Genomic DNA, 25,389 nt, shown 5'->3' on the forward strand with positions numbered 1-25,389 from the left:
GATGCCTGTCATTTCGCGATTCATCCTTCTGCTGGGGGCTTTGCTGATCAGCGCTTGTGCCCAGCAAGCCCCGGCCTTCGCGCCACCTTCGCAGCGTCCGCTGGCGGCCAATGACGCCCCGTGGCCGAAGAACCATGTGCTCGGCATCGCGTACCACGATGTCGATGACCGAGACCCGGACCAGGCACTGGTGGCCGTGCGCACCGAACGCTTGATCGAACAGCTGGCGTGGCTGCGAGAAAACAACTACCAGCCGGTCACGGTGGACCAGATCATCACCGCCCGCAATGGCGGCCCGGAACTGCCGCCGCGTGCGGTGCTGCTGAGTTTCGACGACGGCTATTCGAGCTTCTATACCCGTGTCATGCCTATCCTGCGTGCCTATAACTGGCCGGCGATTCTCGCCCCGGTCGGCAGTTGGGTGGATACGCCGCTGAACCAAACGGTGGATTTCGCCGGCGTGCCGCGCAAGCGTTCCGAGTTCCTGACCTGGGAGCAGATCCGCGAGGTGTCCAAATCGGGCCTGGTGGAAGTCGCCGCCCACACCGACGCCAATCACAAGGGCATCCTCGCCAACCCGCAGGGTAACCAGCAACCCGCCGCGACCACCCGGCGCTACGACCCCGCCACCGGTCGCTATGAGACCGAGGCCGATTTCCAGGCCCGCCTGCGCAAGGACGTGGCGGCCATATCCGAGAAGATCCGCAAGGTCACCGGCTACAGCCCGCGCGTCTGGGTCTGGCCTTACGGTGAAGCCGACGGCACGGCATTGCAGGTGATTGGCAGCGAGGGTTATCAAATGGCCCTGACCTTGGAGGACGGCCTCGACAGCCTGGATAACCTGATGAGTGGCCCACGCTTCCTGGTGGCGTCCGATCCCGATGGCGCTCATTTCGCCGAAAGCATCGTATCCGTGCAGACGATGGACCCGATGCGCGTGGTGCATGTCGACCTGGATTACGTCTATGACGCGGACCCGGTGCAGCAGGAAGCCAACGTCGGCAAGCTGGTCCAGCGCATTTCCGACCTGGGCGCCAATACCGTATTTCTCCAAGCCTTCGCCGATCCGAAAGGCGACGGCCTCGTGCATTCGTTGTACTTCCCCAACCGTCACCTGCCGGTACGCGCTGACCTGTTTGACCGGGTTGCCTGGCAGTTGCGTACCCGGGCCAATGCCCAGGTCTATGCCTGGATGCCGGTGCTCAGTTTCGCCCTGGACGCGAAACTGCCACGGGTCCAGCGCTGGGACCCGGAAACCGGCAAGATCGGCGTCGCCCCGGACCAATACGTGCGCCTGTCGCCATTTGATCCGAAGGTGCGCCAGGTCGTCGGCGAGATCTATCAGGATCTGGCGCGGATGAGCTCGTTGGATGGCGTTCTGTACCATGACGACGCGGTGTTCTCCGATTTCGAGGATGCCAGCCCCGCGGCCCTGAAAGTCTATGCCGCCAACGGCTTGCCGACGTCCATCGCCGCCCTGCGGGACGATCCTGCGGCGATGCAGCGCTGGACCCGCTTCAAGAGCCGCTACCTGATCGACTTCACCCATGAGCTGACCGCCAAGGTGCGGGCGATTCGCGGCCCGCAGATCCTGACGGCGCGCAACATCTTTGCCGAACCGATGCTCAACCCGGAAAGCGAAGCCTGGTTTGCCCACAACCTCGACGACTTCCTCGGCGCCTACGACTGGACGGCACCGATGGCCATGCCGCTGATGGAAAAGCAGACCCCCGAGCAATCCGGCCCCTGGCTCGAGCGCCTGGTGGACACCGTCAAGGCTCGCCCCGGCGCGCTCAAGCGCACGGTGTTCGAATTGCAGGCCCGTGACTGGCACAGCAAGCCGGTCAGCGACATCGACGGCAAACAACTGGCCGACTGGATGGGGCGTCTCAAGCGCAAAGGCGTAACCAGTTTCGGCTACTACCCGGACAACTTCATCGAAGACCAGCCTGCCGTGAAAACCGTGCGGCCGGCGCTCTCCAACAAGTGGAATCCTTGACATGCTCGACAGACTGCTCGCCCTGCTGGTGCTGGCGATCGTCCTTGGGGTGCCCCTGGGCCTGATCTTCCTGGTCACCGGGCAATTCCTGATGGACTTCGTGTTCTTTTACCCGCTGTTCATGTCCGGGCTGTGGATCGCCGGCGGCCTGTATTTCTGGCTGCACTGGGAGCGCCACTGGCCTTGGAAGGACGACACCTTGCCGCCGGCCCTGGCAGGCGAGCCGCTGATCAGCATCCTGATCCCGTGCTTCAACGAAGGCGACAACGTCGCCGACACCATTCACGCGGCGCTGGGCCAGCATTACCCGAACATCGAAGTCATCGCCATCAACGACGGCTCCAAAGACAACACCGCCCAGATGCTCGATCAACTGGCGGCCGAAGACCCGCGCCTGCGCGTGCTGCACCTGGCGGAAAACCAGGGCAAGGCCGTGGCCCTGCGCATGGGTGCCATCGCGGCGCGCAGCGAATACCTGGTGTGCATCGACGGTGACGCGCTGCTGGCGCCGAACACCTGTGCCTACCTGGTGGCGCCGATGCTGGACAACGCCCGCCTCGGCGCGGTGACGGGCAACCCGCGCATCCGCACCCGTTCAACGTTGATCGGTCGGGTCCAGGTCGGTGAGTTTTCCTCGATCATCGGCTTGATCAAACGCACCCAGCGGGTCTTCGGGCGAATCTTCACCGTGTCCGGCGTGATCGTCGCGTTCCGTCGCACGGCCCTGCATCGGGTGGGCTACTGGAGCCCGGACATGATCACCGAAGACATCGACATCAGTTGGAAGCTGCAGCTGGATCACTGGAGCATCTTCTACGAGCCCCGTGCGCTGTGCTGGATTCTCATGCCTGAAACCCTGCGCGGCCTGTGGCGGCAACGGCTGCGCTGGGCCCAGGGCGGCGCCGAGGTGCTGTTCAAGAACATCCGTGGCATCTGGCAATACCGCCACCGCTACCTGTGGCCGTTGCTGTTCGAATACTGCCTGTCCACCGGTTGGGCGTTCACCTTCCTGCTGTCGGTGATCTTCTGGGGCGCCGGTAAATTCGTCGAGATGCCAGCCGCCATTGCCGTGGATCACTTGATGCCGCCGGCGTTCACCGGCCTGTTGCTGGCGGTGGTGTGCCTGTTGCAATTCGCGGTGAGCATCCTGATCGACCGGCGCTACGAAAAAGGCCTGTGGCACATCATGTTCTGGGTGGTCTGGTACCCGTTGGTGTTCTGGCTGATCAGCCTGTTCACCACCCTGGTGAGTTTTCCCAAAGTGCTGTTCGGGCAGCATCAGAAGCGTGCGCGCTGGATCAGTCCGGATCGAGGCATCAAACCGTTCGACGATCAGGAAGAGGAAGTGATCCGATGAAAATTATCAGGACCCGGCAGCGGCCTTTTCTGGTGGTCATCGATGCGCTGTTCACCGTGCTGGCGTGGGTGGGGCTCTTGTATTTGCTGGTCAATGGGCTATGGCCGCTGCTCGACAGCCAGGCAGGCCCGCGCCTGGGCGGGTCGCTGTTCGACACCCTGGCGACCTTGCAGGTCTATGGTTGGATTGCATTGGTCAACGCGGTGCTGTTGATTACTTGGGCCCGTTATCAACAGCGCAAAAGCCGCAGCTTCGCCCAGCGTCGACTGCCGGTGCCGGCGGTGGATGACCAAGGCTTGAGCGCCAGTTTCAAGTTGACCGATGAGCGTCTGGACACCTTGCGCCAGCCTGGCTCGAAGATCATCCACAACAACCAGGAAGGCGACATCAGCCACGTCGTGCCGCATTTCCACCTGCTCAGTCCGGAGTTGCAGCCTCCGCCCCTGGCGCCGTTGGAGCGGCCACGGGTAATTCACTTGCCGGCTGATCAGTCCGTGCATTGATACAAGCTGTGCCGACGCTTTCGTCGGATCGCCGCCCGGAGCAAGCTCGCTCCCACAGGGGATTTGGGGTTGTGGCGGATATTTCGCTCAACACAAAACAAAACTGTGGGAGCGAGCTTGCTCGCGAATGCTGCGTGTCAGTCAATATTGATGCCGGCTGACACACCGCTTTCGCGAGCAAGCCCGCTCCCACAGAGGATTTGGGGCTAGGACGAAAAATCCCGGATCAGCCGCCACGCCTCGTCCACCGGCAACGGTTGTTTCATGCGCTGGGCCAGCGCCGCCATCGCCCGGCCTTCATCGCAGGCCACGGCGGCGGCGACCAGGCCGTCCTTGCCCAGCAAGGCGATAAAGGGCGGATGCTCGGGCGTACCCTTGAACTCGACCTCATCCCAATGCTCGGCATGGCCGAGGTAGTCGTAGCGTTTGCCAAAGTGATAGGTCCAGAAAAACGGCACGTCCAGATAGTGCTCGTCGCCGCCGAGCATGTTCGCGGCGGCGATGCGCGCCTGTTGCTGGGCCAGGCGCCAATGTTCGATGCGCACAGGCGCGCCGTTCAGGGGGAAGGTCGCGATATCACCCACGGCCCATACGCCATCCGCCACACGCATGCCCGTGTCAACCGACAGCGACTCGTCCTGTTCCCGTGGCAGCTGTGCAAACGGCTCGGTGGCCGGGCGCACGCCGACGCCGATGATCACCAGGTCCGCGGCAAAACGCTGGCCGTTATCCAGCACCACGGCGTCGACCTTGTGCGAGCCCTCGATCCGCGCCGCTTCGCCGTCGGTGTGGTACACCACGCCGTTGGCCCGGTGCCGGGCAAGGATGGCCTGGCCGACGCTCTCCCCCAACTGCGCGGCGAACGGCACCGGGTGCCGGGCCAGGACAGTGACGCTCAGCTCGCGCTTGCGCAGGGACGAAGCGACTTCCAGGGCAATGAAACTGTCGCCGATGACCACCGCCCGTTGCCCTGGCCGGACCGCGTCGAGAATCTGGCGGGCGTGGGCGATCGAACGCAGCACGAAGACTCGCGGCAAATCGATGCCAGGCAGCGCTAGCGTCTTCGGCTCCCCGCCCGTGGCAATGAGCGCGGCGTCGTAGTCCAGGCGCCGGCCATCGGCGAGGTGGATTTGCCGGGCACTCGGGTCCAAATGGGTGGCCTCGCCATGGAGCCTTTCGATGCGTTGCTGGGTGAAGTAAGTTTCATCGCGCAGCGGCGCCGTCTCGTTGACCGCCATGTCGCCGGCCAACACATATTTGCTCAGCACCGTGCGGTCGTAGCCGGCTTCCGCTTCGCGGTCGATCATCAGGATGCGTCCGCCAAAGCCCTTCTCCCGCAACGCCGCCGCGCAAGCCGTGCCGGCCGCACCGGCACCGATGATGACAAACGTGCGCGCATCATCGGCCGGCGGGACTTTATCGGCCGGCAGTGGTTGGTCATCGACCCAGACGTCACCGTCCCGCACCTCGACGTGATAGCGCGTCAGGCTGTCGAGGGCCGGCGGCTCGCACAGGGCGCCGTCTTCAGCCCGGAACGCCGCCTTGTGCCATGGGCATATCAGCCGTCCATGGCACACCGCGCCCTTGGCCAGTGGGGCGCCGGCATGGGGGCATTTGCCTTGGAAGGCGCGCACCTGATCGCCTGCACGCAGCAGCAGGATTGGGGTGTCGTTAATCTTGACTTCGAGGCCGCGGTCTTCGCGAACGTCGGCGAAACGGGCGACTTGATGCAGAGACATGATCGTTCTCCGGCTGGCGTTTCCCGTTGGAGTCGCAGGGCCGGAACGAGGTTCAGCGCAATTGTCACTGCACCCTTGGCGAAGCTGCGGCTATAGTTCGCAAGCCGTCCATGGCCTGACACGCACAAGGTGCCCCGGTATGACCCGATTGAAGATTCTCACCCCTTGGCTGGCGGCCGTCGCCCTGGTGCTGTGCGCACAAGGGGCTGCCCAGGCCGAGGAGCGCTTTACCCTCAGTATTCCCGGCGTGTCGGACGACCGTCTCTTCACTGCCGCGCAGGCCAGTGACGCCAACACCTGCGGTGGCAAGAACATTTCCCCGGCCCTGAGCTGGAACGCCGGCCCGCCAGGCACCCTCAGCTACGCCATCGTCATGTTGGACCCGGACGGCCAGCGGGGCCAGGGTGTCGACCACTGGATCCACTACGGCATCAAGGCCTCCACGCGGCAGATTCCGACGGGCGCCGGAACCAAGTCCTCGTTGGAAGGCATGAGCGGTCTCAACAGCAAGAACACCCACGGCTACATCGGCCCATGCCCGCCTATCGGCGACAGCGCTCACCATTACCTGATCCAGCTCTTCGCCCTCGACCTGCCGCCGGAAGCCTTGCCCGCCGGCCTCACACGGGCCCAACTGATGGAAAAAATCAAAGGCCACGTCCTGCGCAACAGCAGCGTAGTGCGCCGCTACCACCGCTAGACAGCGCAACTCCCCGTGGCGAGGGAGCTTGCTCCCGCTGGGCTGCAAAGCAGCCCCCCTGACGCTGGCCCAGACACAACATTGGCATCACGCGCCAAAAACGAGCACTATCGAGCCCCTGTTCACTCATGCCGGAGGATGGCGATGACGCAGAAACCCGACGGCATCGCCCGCCTCTTGAACTGCCCCACCAAGGGCGACGAAATACGCCGGGCCATTGCCCAGAGCCGCAAGGATTTCCTGCCTGTCGACGAGGCCGAAGACGCCGAGCCAGGCCAGCCACCGGTTGAGCCGGTGGACAATGATCGCGACGACTAGCCGTCGCCTCTTTCAACTGACTTGTTCAAATCTGCCTATGACTGCCGCCACTGTTCTAACCGGTGATCGATTCAGCCGCTCCGACTACAAGACCCTGGGCCTGGCCGCCTTGGGTGGCGCGCTGGAAATCTACGATTTCATCATCTTCGTCTTTTTCGCCCTGACCCTCAGCCAGTTGTTCTTCCCGCCGGAAATGCCCGATTGGCTGCGCTTGCTGCAAAGCTTCGGGATTTTCGCCACCGGTTACCTGGCCCGACCCCTGGGCGGCATTCTCATGGCGCACTTTGCCGATCGCCTGGGGCGCAAGCGCGTGTTCAGCCTGAGCATCCTGATGATGGCCTTGCCATGCCTGCTCATCGGGGTGATGCCGACCTACGCGCAAATCGGTTATTTCGCGCCGTTGCTGTTGCTGGCGCTGCGTATCCTGCAGGGCGCGGCGGTGGGCGGCGAGGTGCCCAGCGCCTGGGTGTTCGTGGCCGAACATGCGCCGTTGCATCATCGCGGCTATGCCCTGGGTTTCCTCCAGGCCGGCCTGACCTTCGGCTACTTGCTGGGTGCCTTGACCGCAACGGCGCTGGCGCGGATCTACACGCCGGCGGAGATTCTCGATTACGCCTGGCGCCTGCCGTTCCTGCTGGGGGGCGTCTTCGGGGTGATCGGCGTCTGGTTGCGCCGTTGGTTGAGCGAAACGCCGATCTTCGTGGCCCTGCAAGCCAATCGCGAAGGCGCTGCGGAACTGCCGTTGCGCACGGTCCTGCGCGACCACCGCCAGGCCTTGCTGCCCGCCGCCATCCTGACCTGCGTGCTGACCTCGGCCGTGGTGGTGTTCGTGGTCATCACTCCGACCGTGATGCAAAAAAGCTTCGGCATGACCCCCAGCCACACCTTCGCCCTGAGCAGCCTGGGCATCGTCTTCTTGAACATCGGCTGCGTCCTCGCCGGCCTGATCGTCGACCGCATCGGCGCCTGGCGCACCGTCATGCTCTACAGCCTGCTGCTGCCCCTGGGCATCGCCATGCTCTACGCCAGCCTGATCAGCGGCAGCGCCTGGCTGGGCCTGGCCTACGCCGTGGCCGGCCTGGGCTGTGGCGTGGTCGGCGCGGTGCCGTCGGTGATGGTCAGCCTGTTTCCGCCGAAGATCCGCGTGTCCGGCATCTCGCTCACCTACAACATCGCCTATGCCCTGTGGGCGAGCATGACCCCGTTGATGCTGATTGCCCTGGTGCCGTGGAGCCCGTGGGTGTGCGTGGGGTATTGCGTGGTGATGGGCGCGGTAGGCGTGGCTGCTGCGGCGTATTTTCCGAAGCGGCAGGGGAAGGCAGCGCAGCAGTCATTGGCGTATGAAGCCTAATCGGGATTTTCAATCGGACCGCACTCTGCAAGACCAGACAACTTGAGCGCGCGTTCAAACCCCGTAGAATGCAGCCGCCATCCACGCCGCTACCCCTCAAGGACGAATTCAAACATGCGAGTTTTTACCCTGTTGCTGGCCCTCTGCCTTATGGCAGGCTGCGCTTCCAAGCCCGATTACTACATTTCCCCTGCGCCGGTGACGATCCCCGAGACCGCCACCTATTGGATCGACACGTTCAACGTTGAAGTCGTCGGCAAAAACGAACGCTTCCTGCCTGACGAAAAAGTTCGCGACAAGTTGCACACCGACCTGATCGTCCGCCTGCTCGACGGCAATCGTTATGCCTCCAGCAAGGAAACCGCGGACTATCTGTTGGATATCAATGCCGTCTATGCCCGCCGTATTCAAGATACCCAAGGTGGCTTCATGAGCAATATCGTTGCCGACGGTACGTATCTGGCCAGTGTCGATTTCAATTATCAGGTCAAGGTGAAGAAGGCCGATGTCGAGGTGTTGCACTTTGCCCAGGCCCGCCAGAGGCTGATGCCGGGAGGGGCGGTCGGCCAACTTGAGGCCATGAGAGGCATTGCGGGTGCCCTGACGAACAGAGGCAACTCTGATGTCGAAGACTATTACACCGGTCATTTGAGCGGATTCATCGACGACGACCTGCGGGGCATTCCGTCCCGCTAGCAATGCCTGCGTAGCGGGCACCGGGCTGGCCACGTTCAAGGTGGCCAGCCCCGTCTTTGCAGCGCTGAAAAAAATATTTCTTGGTCGTTAACCCGAACCGCGTGTGCCCTGCGTCTGACGCTGTGAACGGATCATTCATTCACGAGGTTCAACCCATGTCCCGTCCACTTCTTTTTATGCGTCCTGCTGCCCAAGGCTTCGCCGTGACTTTGCTGGTGGCGTTGGCCGGTTGTGGGTTGTCTTCCTCCCGGGAGACGGCCATTCCATCCGAACCGGTGTCCGTGGCGCCCAGCGTCGTACCGCAAGGCGAGATCGCCGAAGTGCGTCAGTCGACGGTCAAGCGCATGCTCATGAAGCCGGCAGCGATGCCCGCCCCCAGCGTGGCGAGCGATGCCATCGCTGCGGGTTATCGCGCCGAGCCGCGTGAACAGTACGAAAAGCTCCCGGACAACCCGATCCACAGCGTGGCCGAAACGCCGGTCTCGACCTTCAGCGTGGATGTCGATACCGGCAGCTATGCCAATGTGCGACGTCTGCTCAACCAAGCCAGCCTGCCACCCGAAGGTGCGGTGCGGCTGGAGGAAATGGTCAATTATTTTCCGTATAGCTACGCCCTGCCCACCGACGGTTCACCCTTTGGCGTGACCACCGAAGTGGCCCCGTCACCGTGGAACCCCCACACCCGCTTGCTGCGCATCGGCATCAAGGCCAGCGACCGCGCCGTGGCGGACCTGGCGCCGGCCAACCTGGTCTTCCTGGTGGACGTTTCCGGCTCCATGGACCGTCGCGAAGGCCTGCCGCTGGTCAAGAGCACGCTGAAACTGCTGGTGGACCAATTGCGTGACCAGGACCGAGTGTCCCTGGTGGTTTATGCCGGCGAGTCCCGGGTGGTGCTCAAGCCCACGTCGGGTCGCGACAAGGCGACAATCCGCAACGCCATCGATCAACTCGACGCCGGTGGTTCCACGGCGGGCGCTTCGGGTATCGAGCTGGCCTACCAGATGGCGCGGGAGAGCTTCATCGACAAAGGCATCAACCGCATCCTGCTGGCCACCGATGGCGACTTCAACGTCGGCGTCAGTGATTTCGACAGCCTCAAGCAGATGGCGGTGGACCAGCGCAAAAGCGGGATATCCCTGACGACGCTGGGCTTCGGTGTGGATAACTACAACGAACACCTGATGGAACAATTGGCCGACGCCGGTGACGGTAACTACGCCTACATCGACAACCTGCTCGAAGCGCGCAAGGTCCTGGTGGACCAACTCAGTTCCACCCTGGCGGTGGTGGCGCGGGACGTGAAGTTGCAAGTGGAATTCAACCTCGCCCAGGTCAGCGAATATCGCCTGTTGGGCTATGAGAATCGCGCATTGAAGCGTGAGGACTTCAACAACGACAAGGTCGACGCGGGCGAGATCGGCGCCGGGCATACAGTGACGGCCTTGTATGAAATCGTTCCGAAGGGCGCGCCGGGCTGGTTGGAGCCGCTGCGCTATGGCAGTACCCCTAAGTCGGAGGGCACCTCGGGTGAATTGGCCATGTTGCGCGTACGCTACAAGCCGGCCGAGGGCGGCAGCAGCCGATTGATCGAGCATCCCATCGCCAGCGCACAGAACGAGCGCAAGCCCAGCGATGACCTGCGCTTCTCCGCCGCCGTGGCGGCCTTCGCCCAACAGCTCAAGGGGGATGGGCGCTACACTGGGGCGATGACCTTGAAGGACACCGCGCAATTGGCGCGCTCGGCCCGTGGTGACGATCCGTTCGGGCTGCGTGGCGAGTTTGTGCAGTTGGTGGAGCTGGCCCAGAGCCTTGAGCCTGCGGCCAAGCGCTGATCCCGAGCGCAACGCGGATCAAAAATGTGGGAGCGAGCTTGCTCGCGATAGCGGCGGACCGATCACCATTATCATTGACTGATCCGACGCCATCGCGAGCAAGCTCGCTCCCACAGGTTTCCTTGTTGTCTGCCAGGACTGTGTTGCAATGACCGCAAAGGAGTTCGCCCCCCACATGCCCGCTGCGCTTGATCCTCCCAGCGACGAATCGCTGCTGGCCCGCTACCGCAATGGCGACGGGGCTTCTTTCGAAGTCCTGTACGCCCGCCATCGACAAGGGCTTTATCGCTTTCTCGTGTCCTTGAGCAACAAGGCCGAACTGGCCGAGGAAGTGTTCCAGGACACCTGGCTCAGCCTGATCCGCAGCACCACCCAACCACAAGGCCGGGCGAGTTTTCGGACCTGGCTGTTCCAGATCGCCCGCAACCGCTTGATCGACCACTGGCGCAAGCATGGCGTCCACAACCCGTTGCACGACAGCTACGACGAGCAACTGCACGTCCAGCCCGACGACACCAGCGGCCCCGAGCAACAGCTGAGCCTGAGTCGCGACCAGGCGCGTCTCGATGCCGCGTTGCAGGCCTTGCCCGAAGACCAGCGCGAAGTCTTTCTGCTGCGCCTGCACGGCGACCTGGAGCTGCCACAGATTGCCGCCCTGACCGGTGCCCCGCTGGAAACGGTCAAGAGCCGCTTGCGTTACGCCCAGCAGAAACTGCAGCGACTGCTGGCCGAGGAGGTACCCGCATGATCGACCCCAAACACACCCCGGACCTCGATGACGAAAGGCTTGTCGAGCATTTCCGCCAACACGCCAGCGACGAGCCGCCGGCCGCCCTGGACGCCTTCATCCTCGCCACCGCCCGTCGCGAAGCCCCCGCGCCTGCGCCCAGTCTGTGGCAACGCTGGCTGCAGATGTGCCAACAGCCGCGCTGGCAGATGGCATTCGCCACGGTCGCCGGTGTGGCACTGATGATCGGCCTGGTGGTGCGCACCCCAGTGCCCCACGACGAGCTGGCCGCACCCGCGTCGATGGAGTTTTCCGCCGACCGGCAAGCGCCCGCCGTTGCCGCTGCGCCGCCACCGGCCATGCCCGCCCCCGCACCGATCACCCGTATGGCGCCCCAGGGCGAACTGGCCCGGGCGCCGGTAAGCCCCGTGCAATCGTTGGCGGAAAAGCCAGCGGCGAAGCTGAGCAAATCCGCGCCCGCTGCACTGCCATCACTGGAGCAGGGCTTGATGGAAATCCTGCGTTTGCGGCAGGCGGGGGATACCAAGGCCGCAGATGAAAAACTGCTGGCGCTGCACAAACGTTTTCCCAAGGAAGACTTGCCGGCGCGGTTGGAGGCGTTGCAAAAACGTTGAGTCGATCGGCGTCGCAAATAGCCCTCAGGTCCAGGCAGCCTGGGGGCTTTTTGCTTCAGGGGGTCTTTCATGCCAATGGGATGACGCCGGTTCCACTCACTCGACAAGGACTTCAACGGCCCAACTGAAATAGCCCACCGCTTCACATTGGCTGTTCACCAACATAAACCTCAATTCACTGTTCTCCCTGCCTTGACTGATTGGCTGGCAGCGCCAGAAATGATCATCAGCCTGTTGGAGAATGGGTTGGGTGAGGTTTCCGATGTCGATGGCGGGTACGCTTTGGTCGACGCTTACCACCAGGCCAGGCGCCGGCAACACGGCTCCAGTATCGACCGTGAACCCATAGATCACCACGCTGTGTTCAGCTCGAAGGGCAATTGTGCGACTGCGTAGGTGGGTGGTCTGACCGAGACTGATCGACAGCACCTTGCTGACGATTTTTGGAGGGGACAGAAGGGCGCTGCCAAGGACGAAAATAAACCCCTCATCTACCGGGGTTGGCGCGTCCGGGTCCTGGCTGGCCTGTGGATAACGCGAGAGCAACGTCTCGGCGTCGATGATAAGGGAAACATGCGCAGTGGCTGTTTCGGTGGAAATAGCGCTGGGTTCGGTAGACATCACGGCTTCCTTTCATGATGTTGGCGAGAGTCGCGGCCGCTGTTGATAGAGCGAAACATCCTGTCCGGTCGCAGCGGCCGCGAGGTCGGTGGGCCCCCTGTCGCCAAGAGGCCGGCTGCATCAGTTATGAATGGAAATGAACGGGTCCCACGAGCAGCACGCGACGATGCTGCAATTGCGGTCGACGATCAGGAAGTTGAAGTGATAGGTCACACGGCCACAAGACAGGGTTTCCGACGACCAATAGTGATTATCGACCTTCTGGCAACTGGGTACGGACGGGTTGCTGGGGTTGGGGACCGCGACGCAAGCAGTCGCCTTGCGCGGTGTCGGTGTGGAGATCAGTTCGTTACCCGCATTGCCGATGAACTTGTAGAAAATCACCGCCGTTTCGAAACTCTGCGACAGGCTGGTTTCACGCCAGCGGATCAGGTCGCCGACCTGGGCCTTCAAGTCGAGTTCGCCACCGGCCTGGCCGTTCACCACGTTGTCCTGGTTCGTCACCATGTAGACGTGTTTGTAGTCGATCAGCGTCGGTGAGTCTGGGTTTTTACTAATGTTCGGGTAGTTTTTCAGGATGGTTTCAGTATCGATTGAAACCAGCACATCCGTGACTCGAGACATTATGAAGCTCCTTGATAGTGGGTCTCTTGGCTTGTGCCAAAGACAACAACGTTTCACCGCGTAGCGGCCTGCGTGCGCACGATCGGAAGGAATTTTTTTGTCACGGATACGAGCTGGCCTGGCTCCATGCCGACTGGCTGACGATTCAGGTTCCTTCCTGCAGGTCGCGGTTGTGACTATAGGTCGGATCAGGAAGCTGTCAAAAAACAAAATCGTATTAACGAGGGCGGGGCTGCTTGGTCTGTATTACGTCACGGCTATGTGTTTCGACATGAGTGGTGGTGAGCCTAGAAGCAGGTTCGGTCCCATGTCTGAACAGATCACTCGTCCTTGAGTGCCATCTCATAGTCGGCTGAAAAACTCGTCAAATCCGTGCCCAAAACCAAACACAAATCCCGCAACTGAACCGTATCCAGCCTTCGCACCCCCCGCTCCACATCGCTCATGAATGACTGCGGTCTGCCTAGCGCTGCCGAACACTGTGCCTGAGTCAGCCCGGATTCGATGCGCATGCGCTTGAGAACCTGAAGAAAAATCTCGTGCTCGCGTCGATAAATAGCTTTGGTCATGGCTGCGTCCATTGATATTCGCTTCGCCACGCTATATCTGAATTTCAGGAATTTTGGGTGGGTAACGGGTGGGGCAGAGCTGTGGCTCCCTTGGTACCAGTAGCCCGTTCCATACAATTATCAGTTCGCCTGACAAGGAGTCGTACATGTCGCATTACATCCCATTGCAAACGAACAATCCCGATTGTCCCGTCTTACTGGATCGACAGCCAGATGCCCACCGCGATGCTGATTGACAGTGCGCTCAATCGCATCAAGGCAGGGACTGACCTTTTGGAAAGCATCACTTCGGTCACGATCAAGGGCATCGACGATGGGGATTTGTATCGATTTACCAACGCAGCGTATCTGCTGTTGCGAGAAGGTTCGGATTTGCTGGAGGTGGTGAGTCGCAATGTCAATGGCAGGGCAGCGTTATAGGCGGTTGGGTCGGCTACAACGTTACAAATGCAGGCATAGCAGGATCATTTGGGCGGAACTATACTCGACGGCATGAAAAAGCTGATGCTCGAACTCGACGGAACCGATCCAAGCAAGCTCTCGATGGCTCGCTTGACGGATTATCTGTGTGAGCTCGCTGAGCTTTTCGGCTCGCAAGATAATGTTCATTTTGACTCAGTCACCGAAGGCTGTGTCTGCCTGAATACGTGGGTGGAAGATGAGAAGTACCCCCACGTCTTGAATAGGGTACGGGAAGCAGCCCAGGGAATTGGTCCTAAGCGCGCCCGAAAAGCCTACCTGCAACTGTCCGCGCTGATGGAGCAAGATCGAGTGGATGGTGTCTTACAAGCTGCGGATGCGAACATTCTCCAGTTTCCAAAAGCCAAGGCGGCTCCTCCTCCCATGATTATCATCAAGCAGGGTAGCGTCCAAGGCCGCCTGTATGTCGTAGGCGGGAAAGACGAGACAGTTCCTGTTCGGCTTGAGGGCGCTGGCGGCGAAACTCTTCTTTGTGAAGCCGATACGGTATTGGCTGAACAACTGGGCAAGCTTCTGTTCAAGTACGTCCGTGTCCACGGAAAAGGTGAATGGGAAAGCCGGCCGCACGGTGGCTGGCGGCTGAGAAAAATGTTTATTCAGTCCTACGAAAAACTTGAAAAAACCTCTTTGCGCAGTGCGGTTACCCAGCTCAAGGAACTGGGTGGTATCACCTGGAGCGAGATGGATGATCCCCATGGAACGATTCAGGACCTAAGGGGATAAGGTGCGCATAGTTCTCGATACCAACGTTCTCGTCCAAGCTTTGGGAAATGCAAAGGACGGTATCGTCTTGGTTGATCCCGCCACTGGTCACAACGTTGATAGAGCGGAGGCTAGAGCTGAGGCCCTCATCGACCTGGTCGACGCGAGAGGCGGGACGGTGCTGATACCAACACCTGCGTTGGCTGAGTATCTGGTGGGCATTGATCGGAATTTCCACCAGAGCCACCTGGACGTCATAAACGGCTTTTCGTGTTTTGAAATCATATCGTTCGATCAGATCGCTGCGGTCGAATGTGCTCGTATGGTCGATGACAATGAACTGAAGGTGCTTGACCCGGCAGCAACAAAAGCCAAGTTACGTTTTGATCGCCAGATAATCGCTACTGCTCTCGCAACCAACGCAGATGAAGTCTGGACTCATGATGTGGGTCTTTACTCCAAAGCTCAGAAATGCGGACTTGTAGTGAAGTCTTTAGGAGATATTGAGCCAGCTCCTGAGCAGCTCGAGGCCGATCTCGACCACTGAGCGTCTGCCCGAGGCGGCTGGCGATGGAGACCCTGGCCCCTTGGATATTCACAACACGGCCCCTGTCGGTTGATGCGCTGCAGCGCTGATACCGCTCAGGGGTTTTTATTATCTGTATTTCTTACATACAGGCACCTATGGGAGATAAATCCCCATAAAAAAAGCCCCAATCCGTGAGGACTGGGGCTTTTTTATTTTCCATGTATGGTGCACCAGGCGGGATTCGAACCCACGACCCCTGCCTTCGGAGGGCAGTACTCTATCCAGCTGAGCTACTGGTGCAGCGCGGGCGCCATGATACTCATATGCGTGGCGGGCGTCCATGCTACTGAATCGCCTGCGTTTTCGTGCGGCTCGGCGGCTGTTGGCTACGCTGATCAGAAAAAACGGGCAAATGGGGCTTTTTCGTTCTTTTTTTCGAACAGGCTATTGTCCTTCACCCCCATCGGCCCTAGGATTCGTTTGAGATTTCAAACGCTCTTGTCTGGGTGCTGAACCGCACGTCTGTGCTTATGTGCGTTATTTCTGTGCTTCAGCCCGGTGAATGATTTCCCTGACGGCAGCCCCCGAGGCGCCTTTCTACAACTCTAATTCGCTCCGCGTGCGCGCGGTGCTGTTAAGGAAAGCCGACATGCAGCTTAAAGACACCCAGTTGTTCCGCCAGCAAGCCTTTATCGATGGCGCTTGGGTCGATGCGGACAATGGTCAGACGATCAAGGTCACCAACCCGGCGACGGGCGAAGTACTGGGCACAGTGCCGAAGATGGGCGCCGCCGAAACCCGTCGCGCGATCGAAGCCGCCGACAAGGCGCTGCCGGCCTGGCGTGCGCTGACTGCCAAGGAGCGCGCCAACAAGCTGCGCCGCTGGTATGAATTGCTGATTGAAAACCAGGACGACCTCGGTCGCCTGATGACCCTCGAACAAGGCAAGCCGCTGGCCGAAGCCAAGGGTGAAATCGTCTATGCCGCCTCGTTCATCGAATGGTTCGCCGAAGAAGCCAAGCGCATCTACGGTGACGTGATTCCCGGCCACCAGCCCGACAAGCGCCTGATCGTGATCAAGCAGCCAATCGGCGTGACCGCGGCCATTACCCCGTGGAACTTCCCGGCCGCGATGATCACCCGCAAGGCTGGCCCGGCCCTGGCTGCCGGTTGCACCATGGTCATCAAGCCGGCTTCGCAAACCCCGTTCTCGGCCCTGGCCCTGGTGGAACTGGCGCACCGTGCCGGCATCCCGCAAGGCGTGCTGAGCGTGGTCACCGGCAGCGCCGGCGACATCGGCGGCGAACTGACCAGCAACCCGATCGTGCGCAAACTGTCCTTCACCGGCTCGACCGAGATCGGTCGCCAACTAATGGCCGAATGTGCCAAGGACATCAAGAAAGTCTCCCTGGAACTGGGCGGCAACGCGCCGTTCATCGTGTTCGACGACGCGGACCTGGATAAGGCCGTCGAAGGCGCGATCATTTCCAAGTACCGCAACAACGGCCAGACCTGCGTCTGCGCCAACCGCCTGTACATCCAGGATTCGGTGTACGACGCATTTGCTGAAAAACTCAAGGTGGCGGTGGCCAAGCTCAAGATCGGCAACGGCCTGGACGATGGCACCACCACCGGTCCGTTGATTGATGGCAAAGCGGTCGCCAAGGTGCAGGAACACATCGCCGATGCCGTCAGCAAAGGCGCGACCGTGCTGTCGGGCGGCAAGGCGATGGAAGGCAACTTCTTCGAGCCGACCATCCTGACCAACGTACCGAAAAACGCCGCCGTTGCGAAGGAAGAAACCTTCGGCCCGCTGGCGCCGTTGTTCCGCTTCAAAGACGAAGCCGAAGTGATCGCGATGTCCAACGACACCGAGTTCGGCCTGGCCTCGTATTTCTATGCCCGCGACCTGGGCCGTGTGTTCCGTGTGGCCGAGGCCCTGGAATATGGCATGGTCGGCGTCAATACCGGGTTGATTTCCAACGAAGTCGCGCCGTTTGGCGGCATCAAGGCTTCGGGTCTGGGACGTGAAGGTTCCAAATACGGCATCGAGGATTACCTGGAAATCAAATACCTCTGCCTGGGTATCTGATCTGCTTCAAGCGCAAAGGGCACGAGAGCGCTGTCCCTTTGCGCGTTTCACCCGTTCTGTTTCTTGTGGCCGGAACGCTGCGGCAGTCGATCATCGCATGCTGTCGCAGTTGCCTCCCCGCCATGTTATTCCTTGATCCACGCCGCCCTGAGCTGCGAATGAGGACTGTAATGAGCAAGACTAACGCTGACTTGATGGCCCGCCGTACCGCCGCTGTTCCCCGTGGCGTCGGCCAGATTCACCCGATCTTTGCCGAATCGGCGAAGAACGCCACGGTGACCGACGTTGAAGGTCGTGAGTTCATCGACTTCGCCGGCGGTATCGCCGTGCTGAACACCGGCCACGTGCACCCGAAAATTATCGCCGCCGTGACCGCACAGCTGAACAAGCTGACCCACACCTGCTTCCAGGTGCTGGCCTATGAGCCGTACGTGGAACTGTGCGAAAAAATCAACGCCAAGGTCCCAGGTGATTTCGCCAAGAAAACCCTATTGGTGACTACCGGTTCGGAAGCGGTGGAAAACGCCGTGAAAATCGCCCGCGCCGCCACCGGCCGTGCCGGTGTGATCGCGTTCACCGGCGCGTACCACGGTCGTACCATGATGACCCTGGGCCTGACCGGTAAAGTCGTACCGTACTCGGCCGGCATGGGCCTGATGCCCGGTGGCATCTTCCGCGCCCTGTACCCGAACGAACTGCACGGTGTGAGCATCGATGATTCCATCGCCAGCATCGAGCGCATCTTCAAGAACGACGCCGAACCCCGTGATATCGCCGCCATCATCATCGAGCCGGTCCAGGGCGAGGGTGGTTTCTATGTGGCGCCGAAAGCATTCATGCAGCGCCTGCGCGCCTTGTGCGACCAGCACGGCATCCTGCTGATCGCTGACGAAGTGCAGACCGGTGCCGGCCGTACCGGCACGTTCTTCGCCATGGAACAGATGGGCGTTGCCGCCGACCTGACCACCTTCGCCAAATCCATCGCCGGTGGCTTCCCGTTGGCCGGTGTGTGCGGCAAGGCCGAGTACATGGACGCCATCGCACCGGGTGGCCTGGGCGGCACCTATGCCGGTAGCCCGATCGCCTGTGCGGCGGCGCTGGCGGTAATGGACGTGTTCGAAGAAGAACACCTGCTGGATCGTTGCAAAGCCGTGGGCGAGCGCCTGGTGACTGGCCTCAAGGCGATCCAGAAGAAGTACCCGGTCATCGGTGAAGTGCGTGCCCTGGGCGCGATGATTGCCGTGGAACTGTTCGAAAACGGCGACACCCACAAGCCGAACGCCGCGGCGGTGGCCCAGGTGGTGGCCAAGGCGCGGGACAAGGGCCTGATCCTGCTGTCCTGCGGCACCTACGGCAACGTTCTGCGGGTGCTGGTGCCGCTGACCTCGCCGGACGAGCAACTGGACAAGGGCCTGGCGATTATCGAAGAGTGCTTCTCCGAGCTCTGAGCCTGTGCGCTGATCCACAAAAAACCCGCTTCGGCGGGTTTTTTCATATCCGGCATCCGCTCCCTGGCGTTTCGAGCTGTCTGGAACGGCGGTTATTGTCTAAGGTGCATGTATTGCAAGGGAGCGATGCGGCATGACTGCTGTGGATTTACCCGCTGTACCGCGTGTGCTGATCGCCGAGGCCGATCCGGCGTCCAGGGAGCTGCTTGAACAGGTGTTGTCAGGTGTGCGCTGTGACGCCCGGATAGACACATGCGGCGAAGGGCGGCAGGCCCTTGAGCTGTTGGCCCATCATCCTTACGACTTGGTGATCGCCGACTGGGAGCTGCCAGGTGTCGATGGCCTGAGCATTCTGCGGGGCTTGCGCCAACAGCATCGTACGCCGGCGTTGCCGTTCATCCTTGTGAGCCAGCGTAACGACAGCGCCAGCGTGCGCGAGGTCTTGCCACTGGCGCCGACGGCCTATCTGACCAAGCCCTTGAACCGGGAGAGCCTGGCCCAACGTTTGCTGGGGCTGCTTCTGAGTGGTGAAGACACTTCCAACGCCGCGCCGATTCCAGGGCCGGGACTGACTTTGCCCACCTTTCTGGAGCGTCGGCGTGACCTGTCCGAAGGCGCTCCCCTGATGACCGATGTGCAAGTAGCGATCAAGCGCAGCCTCAACCCCGGCGGCCTGGATCTGAAACTGCTCGAAGAAGAACTGCGCACCGACCCGCAGATCACTGCGGTGCTGATCGCCGCGGCCAACAGCGCTGCCCAGCATCAGGGCGGCGGTCCGGTGCAGACCGTGGCCCAGGCGCTGCACCAGCTCGGCACCGGGCAAAGCATGAACCTGATCCTAGGCCTGACCCTCAAGCGTTGCGCCCGGCTCAGCGTTCCGTGCCTGGCGGACTATGCCGAGCGTTACTGGGAGCTGTCGCTGCACACCGCCGAGTACGCCCGGACGATGGCCCGCTTGCTGGACCTGGAGCAGGAGCGCTGTTACTGCGCCGGGTTATTGCACCGCCTGGGCGACCTGGCGTTATTGCGCTGCCTGGAGGAATGGAAACAGGCCGGTGGCGAACTGGATGAGCCGGAGGAAGTCGGCGACTCGCTGGAAAAATTCGGCGCCAGTTTCGGCTCGGCATTGCGTGCCCGCTGGCGTTTGCCGTTGGAGCTCAGAGAGCTGATCGCGGCTGTCTACGGCCTGGGTGGCGGGGTTTATTCCCGTGAAGCCTTGGTGATGAACATGGCGGCGCAGATGGCGCATCTGCCCGCCCATGAAGGCCTTGAAGAACTGGCCCGTGGCCGCACGGCGCGGTTGCTGAAGATCGGCCTGCCGGAATTGATGCGGTTGCGCCGTAAATAGCCCACCACCTAACCCTGTGGGAGCGAGCTTGCTCGCGATGGCGTCAGTCCAGACAACCCAGAACCCGTGGCGAGGGAGCTTGCTCCCGCTGGCCTGCGCAGCAGGCCCCAGCATGCTGACAGGCAGAACGCGTTGTTTGATTTTACGACTGCTGCGCAGCCGAGCGGGAGCAAGCTCCCTCGCCACAGGGGCTTGGCGATGGTCGGAATTTGGCATCCATCCTGAAACCACTGTGGCATGGCTGGATTCAATTGAGCTGCGATTGGCGTCAAGCCGCAATGATGCGGTTCTTCCCCTTGCGCTTGGCCTCGTACATGGCCGCGTCGGCGCGGGCGAACAGGCTGTCGAGGGACTGGTCCTCGGGAGTAATGGCGGTGAGCCCCTGGCTGACGGTAATGCCGAAGGTCTGCTCGCCGCAGCGGAACATCAGCCGCTGGATTTCCCGTTGCAAGCGCTCGGCTACTTGCAAGGCCATGTCAGGGGGGCAGCCGGGGAACACTGCCGCGAACTCTTCGCCACCAATCCGCCCGAACAGGTCACCGCGCCGCAGCACGGATCGGCCGCTTTCGGCGATCTTCTGCAACACGGTATCACCTTCCTGATGGCCGTAGGTGTCGTTGATCACTTTGAAGTCATCGATGTCCAGCAACAGGAACGCCATGGGCGTCCCTTGTAGCCGCGCCTGCTCGAATTCACGGTTGGCGCATTCGAAGAAATGCCGGCGATTGCTGCTTTGGGTCAGCACATCGGTGGTCGCCAGTCGCTGCAGTTCACTTTCCAGCAGCTTCTTTTCAGTGATGTCCTCGGCGATGCCGACCACGATCACGGGTTGCCCGGGCTCGGCCTGACGGTTGATGAAGCACTTGTCGCTCAGCCAGCGCACTTGACCATCGCCGGCGATGATGCGGTATTCACGGTCTTCGACGGCGCCCTTGACCAGCACCTCGGCCAGGCTGCGTTCGGCGTACTCCAGGTCGTCGGGGTAAATTGCGTCGCGCCATTCGTTGTAGTCAGCCAGGACCAGGCCGGCGGGACGGCCGAAGATGCGCTCGTAGGCGGGGCTGACATACAGCACTTGCCGGGTTTCCCAGTTGAACGCCCAAAGCACGGCATTGACGCTGACCAACAGCGAGCTGAACAGCTGCTCGCGCTCGCTCAGCCGCGCCACTTCACCCTGGGCATGCATCAGCGCCATGAGCGTCTGGGCCGCCTCGGGCCAATGAGGTAGGGAGTAATCCTGCAGGTTCTTGTCGACCATCGGCACAAATCTCAAAGAGCGTGCACTGCTGTGGGTTCGCACGCACTTTTCTCCAAAGCCCGCCTGGATGGCGAAGTGCTCTTTGAGATAGGGGATTTGGGACGAAGTTCCTTTTCAGGCGACGAAGGGCGGGGGATTTAGCGAGTCAGATACCAAGTGTTGAACCTGTGGCGAGGGAGCTTGCTCCCGCTGGGCTGCGGAGCAGCCCCAAGACGGTTAATTCAATTGATCTGATGCACCGAGCCAGCAGGTTTCAGGGCTGCTGCGCAGCCCAGCGGGAGCAAGCTCCCTCGCCACAGGAGCCCCTCACCCTCACCACATTGGTTGTCAGGCCGTGGCAGGCCGTAGCGAGTAGGTCTTGAGCTGATCGGCAAAGTCGCGCAGGGACTGGATGCCACTGGCCTCGGCTTCGCTGACCCATTCCTTGATGGCGGCGAGCATGTCGTGGCCGTTGCTGCTGGTCTTGACCCAGATCTGCTGCAAGGCCAGGCGTTTCTCGTAGATCACCTTCAGCGCCTGGCTGTGTTCGAGCATGTTCTGGATGCGCACATGGTGACGGTCGTCCAGCAGGCTGGTCTCCCGCGACAGCAGGCGTTTGGCGCGGTGGAATTGATGACGCACCGAGTGATCGACCTTCTCCAGTTCCTGCTTGACCAGCGGCGCGATGACCAGCCGGCGGTACTGCGCCATGATCTGGAAGCGGTTGTTGAGGATCGCCATGGCCGTGTCCATGTCCAGGTGGCCCTTGCCTTCGACCCGGTGGGCGATCGGCGCAACGCGCTGGACCTTGGCCAGGCGCAGGAAACTGAACACCTTGATCCAGGCCCAGCCCAGGTCGAACTCCCACTTGCGCACCGACAGCTTGGCCGAGTTGGGGTAGGTGTGGTGGTTGTTGTGCAGTTCTTCGCCGCCAATCAGGATGCCCCAGGGCACCAGGTTGGTCGCCGCGTCGCGGCATTCGAAGTTTCGATAGCCCACGGCATGGCCCAGGCCATTGACCACGCCGGCGGCCCAGACGGGGATCCACATCATCTGGACGGCCCAGATGGTGATGCCGATGGTGCCGAACAGCAGCAGGTCGATGACGCCCATGATCGCCACGCCCAGCAGCGGGAAGCGGCTGTAGAGGTTGCGCTCGATCCAGTCGTCGGGGCAGTTCTTGCCGTAGATGCGCAGGGTTTCGGGGTTTTCCGCCTCGGCGCGGTACAGCTCGGCGCCTTTGCGCAACACCGTGGACAAACCCTTGATGACCGGGCTGTGGGGGTCATCCTCGGTTTCGCATTTGGCGTGGTGCTTGCGGTGGATGGCGGTCCACTCGCGGGTGTTCTGCGCCGTGGTCAACCACAGCCAGAAGCGGAAGAAATGTTTGAGACCGGCGTTGAGCTCCAGGGAGCGATGCGCCGAATAACGGTGCAGGTAGACCGTGACGGCAATGATTGTGACGTGGGTCATCAGCACGGTGACTGCCACCAGTGACCAGGCCGACAAGCCAAGAAAACCTTCGTACCACATAGGCTGTAGGGCCCTCGATAAAAATAGAAACTGCCGTTGCATTATCACCAGCCCCACAGATAAAACCAGTCGGCCTTTCAGATAAGAGTGGCTGAATGTTTCTTCCTCTATAATCCCGTCACTTTGTAGGGACATGGATGGCCGAATGCCTGCCTATCAACGCAGTGCCATGCGCGTAGCGCTGCTTTACCTCGTGCTGTCAGTCGTCTGGCTGCAGCTGATTGGTTATTTATTGAGCAGTTTCTTCGATCAATTCGTCGATAGGCAGCGCTGGCTGCTGATCAACGGTTATGCCTGGGTGCTGCTGAGCGCCGGGCTTATCTTCCTGGCCCGAGCGCGGATCTCGCGGTTTTTCGCCAAGGGTGAGCACGGCATCGATCGCGAGCGCCTGCGCCAGGCCGCGGCCGTTTTCGATTGCACCCGCGAAGGGGTATTGGTGACGGACCGCAATGGCTTGATCGTGCATGTGAACCGGGCGTTCATGGCGATCACCGGTTATGCCCGGGACGAAGTACTGGGCCAGCGCCCCAATCTGTTCAAGTCCGGTCGCCATGGGCCGGAGTTCTATCGCGACATGTTTGCCGCCCTGACCAGCCAGGGCGAGTGGAGCGGTGAGATCTGGAACCGTCGTAAAAGTGGTGAGATCTATCCGCAATGGCAGACGATCCGTGTCATTCACGATGATAACGACCAGGTCAGTCATTATGTCGCGGTATTTTCGGACATCAGCGCCATCAAGGATTCGGAGCATGAGCTGGCGCACCTGGCCCATCACGACCCGCTGACAGGCCTGCCAAACCGGCTGCTGTTCTCTGATCGCGCGGAGCAAGCCGTGGCTTCGGCGCAGCTTCACAAGCGCGGATGTGCGCTTCTGCTGCTGGATCTGGATCATTTCAAGAACATCAACGACAGCCTTGGGCATAACGTCGGTGACGAGTTGCTCAAAGGCGTGGCCGAGCGTTTTCTCGGGCTGTTTGCACCGGGTATAACCCTGGCGCGACTCGGCGGCGACGAGTTCGCGGTGCTCGCGGAAAACTGCTCGCAGCCAGGTCAGGCGGCGGCCTTGGCGCGGCGTATCCTCGATGCACTGAAAGAGCCGGTGCAGCTCGGCGACCAGTCCTTGTTTATCAACGCCAGTATCGGTATCAGCCTGTTCCCCGGTGATGCCCTCAGCGCCGGGCAATTGCTGCGCAACGCCGACTCGGCGCTGTTCAAGGCCAAGAGCGCCGGGCGCGACGGCTACGCACTGTACACCGAAGAGCTCACCGCTCACGCCCAGCAACGGGTCGAAATTGCCTTCGAACTGCGTCGCGCGCTGCAACAGCAAGAGTTGCGTGTTCATTACCAGCCGGTACACGACCTGGCGAGTAGCCGTTTGATCGGTGTCGAGGCGCTGGTGCGTTGGGAGCATCCGACGCGGGGGCTGGTGTCGCCGGCCGAGTTCATTCCCATCGCCGAGCGCACCGGGCTGATTGCCCAGATCGACGCCTGGGTCATGGACCAGGCCTGCCGGCAGATGTGCCGGTGGCAACAGGCGGGTGTGGCGCTGTCGTTCGTCGCCGTCAACGTCTCGAGTCGGTTGTTTGCCCGTCGTGAGTTGTATGACCAGGTCGCCCAGGTGTTGCACGACACGGGCCTGGATCCGGCGTGTCTGGAGCTGGAAGTGACGGAAAGCGCAGTGATGGAAGACCCGGAGGTGGCGCTGGAGCAGATGCATCGCCTGCGAGAGTTGGGCGTGCGGCTGGCCATCGACGATTTCGGCACGGGGTATTCGTCGCTGCTGCGGCTCAAGCGTCTGCCGGTGCAGAAGCTCAAGATTGATCAGGGTTTTGTCGCGGGGTTGCCGTGGGATGAGGATGACGCGGCGATCGTCCGGGTGATCATTGCCTTGGCCCATAGCATGGGCATGCAAGTGCACGCCGAAGGGATCGAGCAGCGTGAGCAAGCGGCGTTTTTGCTTGGGCTGGCCTGTGAGCTGGGGCAGGGCTACTGGTTTGGCCGGCCCGTCGCGGCGGCGCAGTTGGATTGGGAGCGGGCGCCGGTTATTGCTTGAGCGTTAGTGGTATTGATGTTGTAGACCCACCGCCATCGCGAGCAAGCTCGCTCCCACAGTGGATGGGCGTTGAATTTGAGATTTGGTTCGACACAGGGCCCTGTGGGAGCGCAATGCTGTTCACTCAAGGCAATCGACAAACCCGTGGCGAGGGAGCTTGCTCCCGCTGGGCCGCGAAGCGGCCCCAAAACCTGCCAATTGCGGCGTATCAGACACACCGCACCTGCCGGTTTACGACTGCTTCGCAGCCGAGCGGGAGCAAGCTCCCTCGCCACAGGGTCATCATTTTTCTTAAG

The 25,389-nt window shown here is 61.3% G+C and carries 23 protein-coding genes and 1 tRNA gene; 17 read left to right on the forward strand and 7 right to left on the reverse strand.

The features are described from left to right. Window position 1: 1 nt before the first annotated feature. From pgaB to pgaD, 3 genes are read left to right on the forward strand one after another with little or no spacing between them, the layout of a single operon-like run. Entirely contained in the window at window positions 2–1,999 is a 1,998-nt protein-coding gene (pgaB, locus tag J3P85_RS00415) for a poly-beta-1,6-N-acetyl-D-glucosamine N-deacetylase PgaB (RefSeq protein WP_434704508.1), read from the forward strand. 1 nt (window position 2,000) lies between these two features. Beyond that, complete coding sequence (pgaC, locus tag J3P85_RS00420; protein WP_122566756.1) at window positions 2,001–3,356, forward strand: poly-beta-1,6-N-acetyl-D-glucosamine synthase; 1,356 nt, start codon at window positions 2,001–2,003, stop codon at window positions 3,354–3,356. Continuing rightward, window positions 3,353–3,859 (forward strand): poly-beta-1,6-N-acetyl-D-glucosamine biosynthesis protein PgaD, encoded by a 507-nt coding sequence (gene pgaD, locus J3P85_RS00425; protein WP_434704510.1) that lies wholly within the window; start codon window positions 3,353–3,355, stop codon window positions 3,857–3,859. The genes pgaC and pgaD overlap by 4 nt, the downstream gene beginning before the upstream one ends. Before the next feature lie 206 nt (window positions 3,860–4,065). Here pgaD and J3P85_RS00430 read toward each other — a convergent pair whose 3' ends face one another. Next, the gene (locus J3P85_RS00430) at window positions 4,066–5,598 is read right to left on the reverse strand and encodes an FAD-dependent oxidoreductase (RefSeq protein WP_434704512.1); all 1,533 of its coding nucleotides are present in this window, start codon (window positions 5,596–5,598) and stop codon (window positions 4,066–4,068) included. A 139-nt stretch (window positions 5,599–5,737) separates the two neighbouring features. Here J3P85_RS00430 and J3P85_RS00435 point away from each other — a divergent pair, with 139 nt between their 5' ends. From J3P85_RS00435 to J3P85_RS00465, 7 genes are all read left to right on the forward strand, one after another. Continuing rightward, complete coding sequence (locus J3P85_RS00435; protein WP_434704513.1) at window positions 5,738–6,298, forward strand: YbhB/YbcL family Raf kinase inhibitor-like protein; 561 nt, start codon at window positions 5,738–5,740, stop codon at window positions 6,296–6,298. A 144-nt stretch (window positions 6,299–6,442) separates the two neighbouring features. Further along, window positions 6,443–6,616: a hypothetical protein gene (locus tag J3P85_RS00440; RefSeq protein WP_186709969.1), complete on the forward strand. Its 174-nt coding sequence runs from the start codon at window positions 6,443–6,445 to the stop codon at window positions 6,614–6,616. Between the two features lie 37 nt (window positions 6,617–6,653). Beyond that, window positions 6,654–7,967 carry an MFS transporter gene (locus J3P85_RS00445; RefSeq protein ID WP_434704514.1) on the forward strand — a complete coding sequence of 438 codons (1,314 nt, stop codon included), beginning with the start codon at window positions 6,654–6,656 and terminating at the stop codon, window positions 7,965–7,967. A gap of 114 nt (window positions 7,968–8,081) precedes the next feature. Then, window positions 8,082–8,663: a hypothetical protein gene (locus tag J3P85_RS00450; RefSeq protein WP_434704515.1), complete on the forward strand. Its 582-nt coding sequence runs from the start codon at window positions 8,082–8,084 to the stop codon at window positions 8,661–8,663. A 155-nt stretch (window positions 8,664–8,818) separates the two neighbouring features. Beyond that, window positions 8,819–10,495 carry a vWA domain-containing protein gene (locus J3P85_RS00455; protein ID WP_434704516.1) on the forward strand — a complete coding sequence of 559 codons (1,677 nt, stop codon included), beginning with the start codon at window positions 8,819–8,821 and terminating at the stop codon, window positions 10,493–10,495. A 175-nt stretch (window positions 10,496–10,670) separates the two neighbouring features. Further along, window positions 10,671–11,243 (forward strand): RNA polymerase sigma factor, encoded by a 573-nt coding sequence (locus J3P85_RS00460; RefSeq protein WP_434704517.1) that lies wholly within the window; start codon window positions 10,671–10,673, stop codon window positions 11,241–11,243. Next, complete coding sequence (locus J3P85_RS00465) at window positions 11,240–11,857, forward strand: hypothetical protein (RefSeq protein ID WP_434704518.1); 618 nt, start codon at window positions 11,240–11,242, stop codon at window positions 11,855–11,857. The genes J3P85_RS00460 and J3P85_RS00465 overlap by 4 nt, the downstream gene beginning before the upstream one ends. 96 nt (window positions 11,858–11,953) lie before the next feature. On the opposite strand, the gene J3P85_RS00470 is transcribed toward J3P85_RS00465, so the two are convergent. The 3 genes from J3P85_RS00470 to J3P85_RS00480 all read right to left on the reverse strand — a co-directional run bounded on the left by J3P85_RS00470 (window position 11,954) and on the right by J3P85_RS00480 (window position 13,671). Next, window positions 11,954–12,478: an AidA/PixA family protein gene (locus tag J3P85_RS00470; RefSeq protein ID WP_434704519.1), complete on the reverse strand. Its 525-nt coding sequence runs from the start codon at window positions 12,476–12,478 to the stop codon at window positions 11,954–11,956. A gap of 120 nt (window positions 12,479–12,598) precedes the next feature. Further along, a complete protein-coding gene (locus J3P85_RS00475) occupies window positions 12,599–13,102 on the reverse strand; it encodes an inclusion body family protein (protein ID WP_434704520.1) in 504 nt (167 codons plus the stop codon). Window positions 13,103–13,422: 320 nt separating this feature from the next. After that, entirely contained in the window at window positions 13,423–13,671 is a 249-nt protein-coding gene (locus J3P85_RS00480; protein ID WP_434704521.1) for a helix-turn-helix domain-containing protein, read from the reverse strand. 213 nt (window positions 13,672–13,884) lie between these two features. On the opposite strand from J3P85_RS00480, the gene J3P85_RS00485 reads away from it, so the two are divergent. From J3P85_RS00485 to J3P85_RS00495, 3 genes are all read left to right on the forward strand, one after another. Continuing rightward, window positions 13,885–14,091: a hypothetical protein gene (locus J3P85_RS00485; RefSeq protein ID WP_434704522.1), complete on the forward strand. Its 207-nt coding sequence runs from the start codon at window positions 13,885–13,887 to the stop codon at window positions 14,089–14,091. An 84-nt stretch (window positions 14,092–14,175) separates the two neighbouring features. Continuing rightward, a complete protein-coding gene (locus J3P85_RS00490) occupies window positions 14,176–14,874 on the forward strand; it encodes a hypothetical protein (protein ID WP_434704523.1) in 699 nt (232 codons plus the stop codon). A gap of 1 nt (window position 14,875) precedes the next feature. After that, complete coding sequence (locus J3P85_RS00495; RefSeq protein ID WP_434704525.1) at window positions 14,876–15,400, forward strand: type II toxin-antitoxin system VapC family toxin; 525 nt, start codon at window positions 14,876–14,878, stop codon at window positions 15,398–15,400. Between the two features lie 205 nt (window positions 15,401–15,605). On the opposite strand, the gene J3P85_RS00500 is transcribed toward J3P85_RS00495, so the two are convergent. Further along, window positions 15,606–15,682, reverse strand: a tRNA-Arg gene (locus J3P85_RS00500). 349 nt (window positions 15,683–16,031) lie between these two features. On the opposite strand from J3P85_RS00500, the gene gabD reads away from it, so the two are divergent. From gabD to J3P85_RS00515, 3 genes are all read left to right on the forward strand, one after another. Further along, complete coding sequence (gene gabD / locus J3P85_RS00505; protein ID WP_003196484.1) at window positions 16,032–17,474, forward strand: NADP-dependent succinate-semialdehyde dehydrogenase; 1,443 nt, start codon at window positions 16,032–16,034, stop codon at window positions 17,472–17,474. Between the two features lie 170 nt (window positions 17,475–17,644). Next, the gene (gabT, locus tag J3P85_RS00510) at window positions 17,645–18,922 is read left to right on the forward strand and encodes a 4-aminobutyrate--2-oxoglutarate transaminase (protein ID WP_092204970.1); all 1,278 of its coding nucleotides are present in this window, start codon (window positions 17,645–17,647) and stop codon (window positions 18,920–18,922) included. A gap of 133 nt (window positions 18,923–19,055) precedes the next feature. Then, on the forward strand, window positions 19,056–20,270 hold the full coding sequence (locus tag J3P85_RS00515; RefSeq protein ID WP_434704526.1) for an HDOD domain-containing protein: 1,215 nt from the start codon (window positions 19,056–19,058) through the stop codon (window positions 20,268–20,270). A 268-nt stretch (window positions 20,271–20,538) separates the two neighbouring features. Here the strand turns inward: J3P85_RS00515 and J3P85_RS00520 are convergent, their stop codons facing one another. Continuing rightward, window positions 20,539–21,528: a GGDEF domain-containing protein gene (locus tag J3P85_RS00520; RefSeq protein ID WP_186709979.1), complete on the reverse strand. Its 990-nt coding sequence runs from the start codon at window positions 21,526–21,528 to the stop codon at window positions 20,539–20,541. 327 nt (window positions 21,529–21,855) lie between these two features. Beyond that, window positions 21,856–23,040 carry a delta-9 fatty acid desaturase DesA gene (gene desA, locus J3P85_RS00525; RefSeq protein ID WP_434704527.1) on the reverse strand — a complete coding sequence of 395 codons (1,185 nt, stop codon included), beginning with the start codon at window positions 23,038–23,040 and terminating at the stop codon, window positions 21,856–21,858. A 145-nt stretch (window positions 23,041–23,185) separates the two neighbouring features. Here desA and dibA point away from each other — a divergent pair, with 145 nt between their 5' ends. Continuing rightward, complete coding sequence (gene dibA, locus J3P85_RS00530; protein WP_434704528.1) at window positions 23,186–25,093, forward strand: phosphodiesterase DibA; 1,908 nt, start codon at window positions 23,186–23,188, stop codon at window positions 25,091–25,093. Window positions 25,094–25,389: the final 296 nt, after the last annotated feature.

It is taken from the genome of Pseudomonas sp. Z1-12, from assembly GCF_051132015.1.
GTDB classification, from domain to species: domain Bacteria; phylum Pseudomonadota; class Gammaproteobacteria; order Pseudomonadales; family Pseudomonadaceae; genus Aquipseudomonas; species Aquipseudomonas zanjanensis.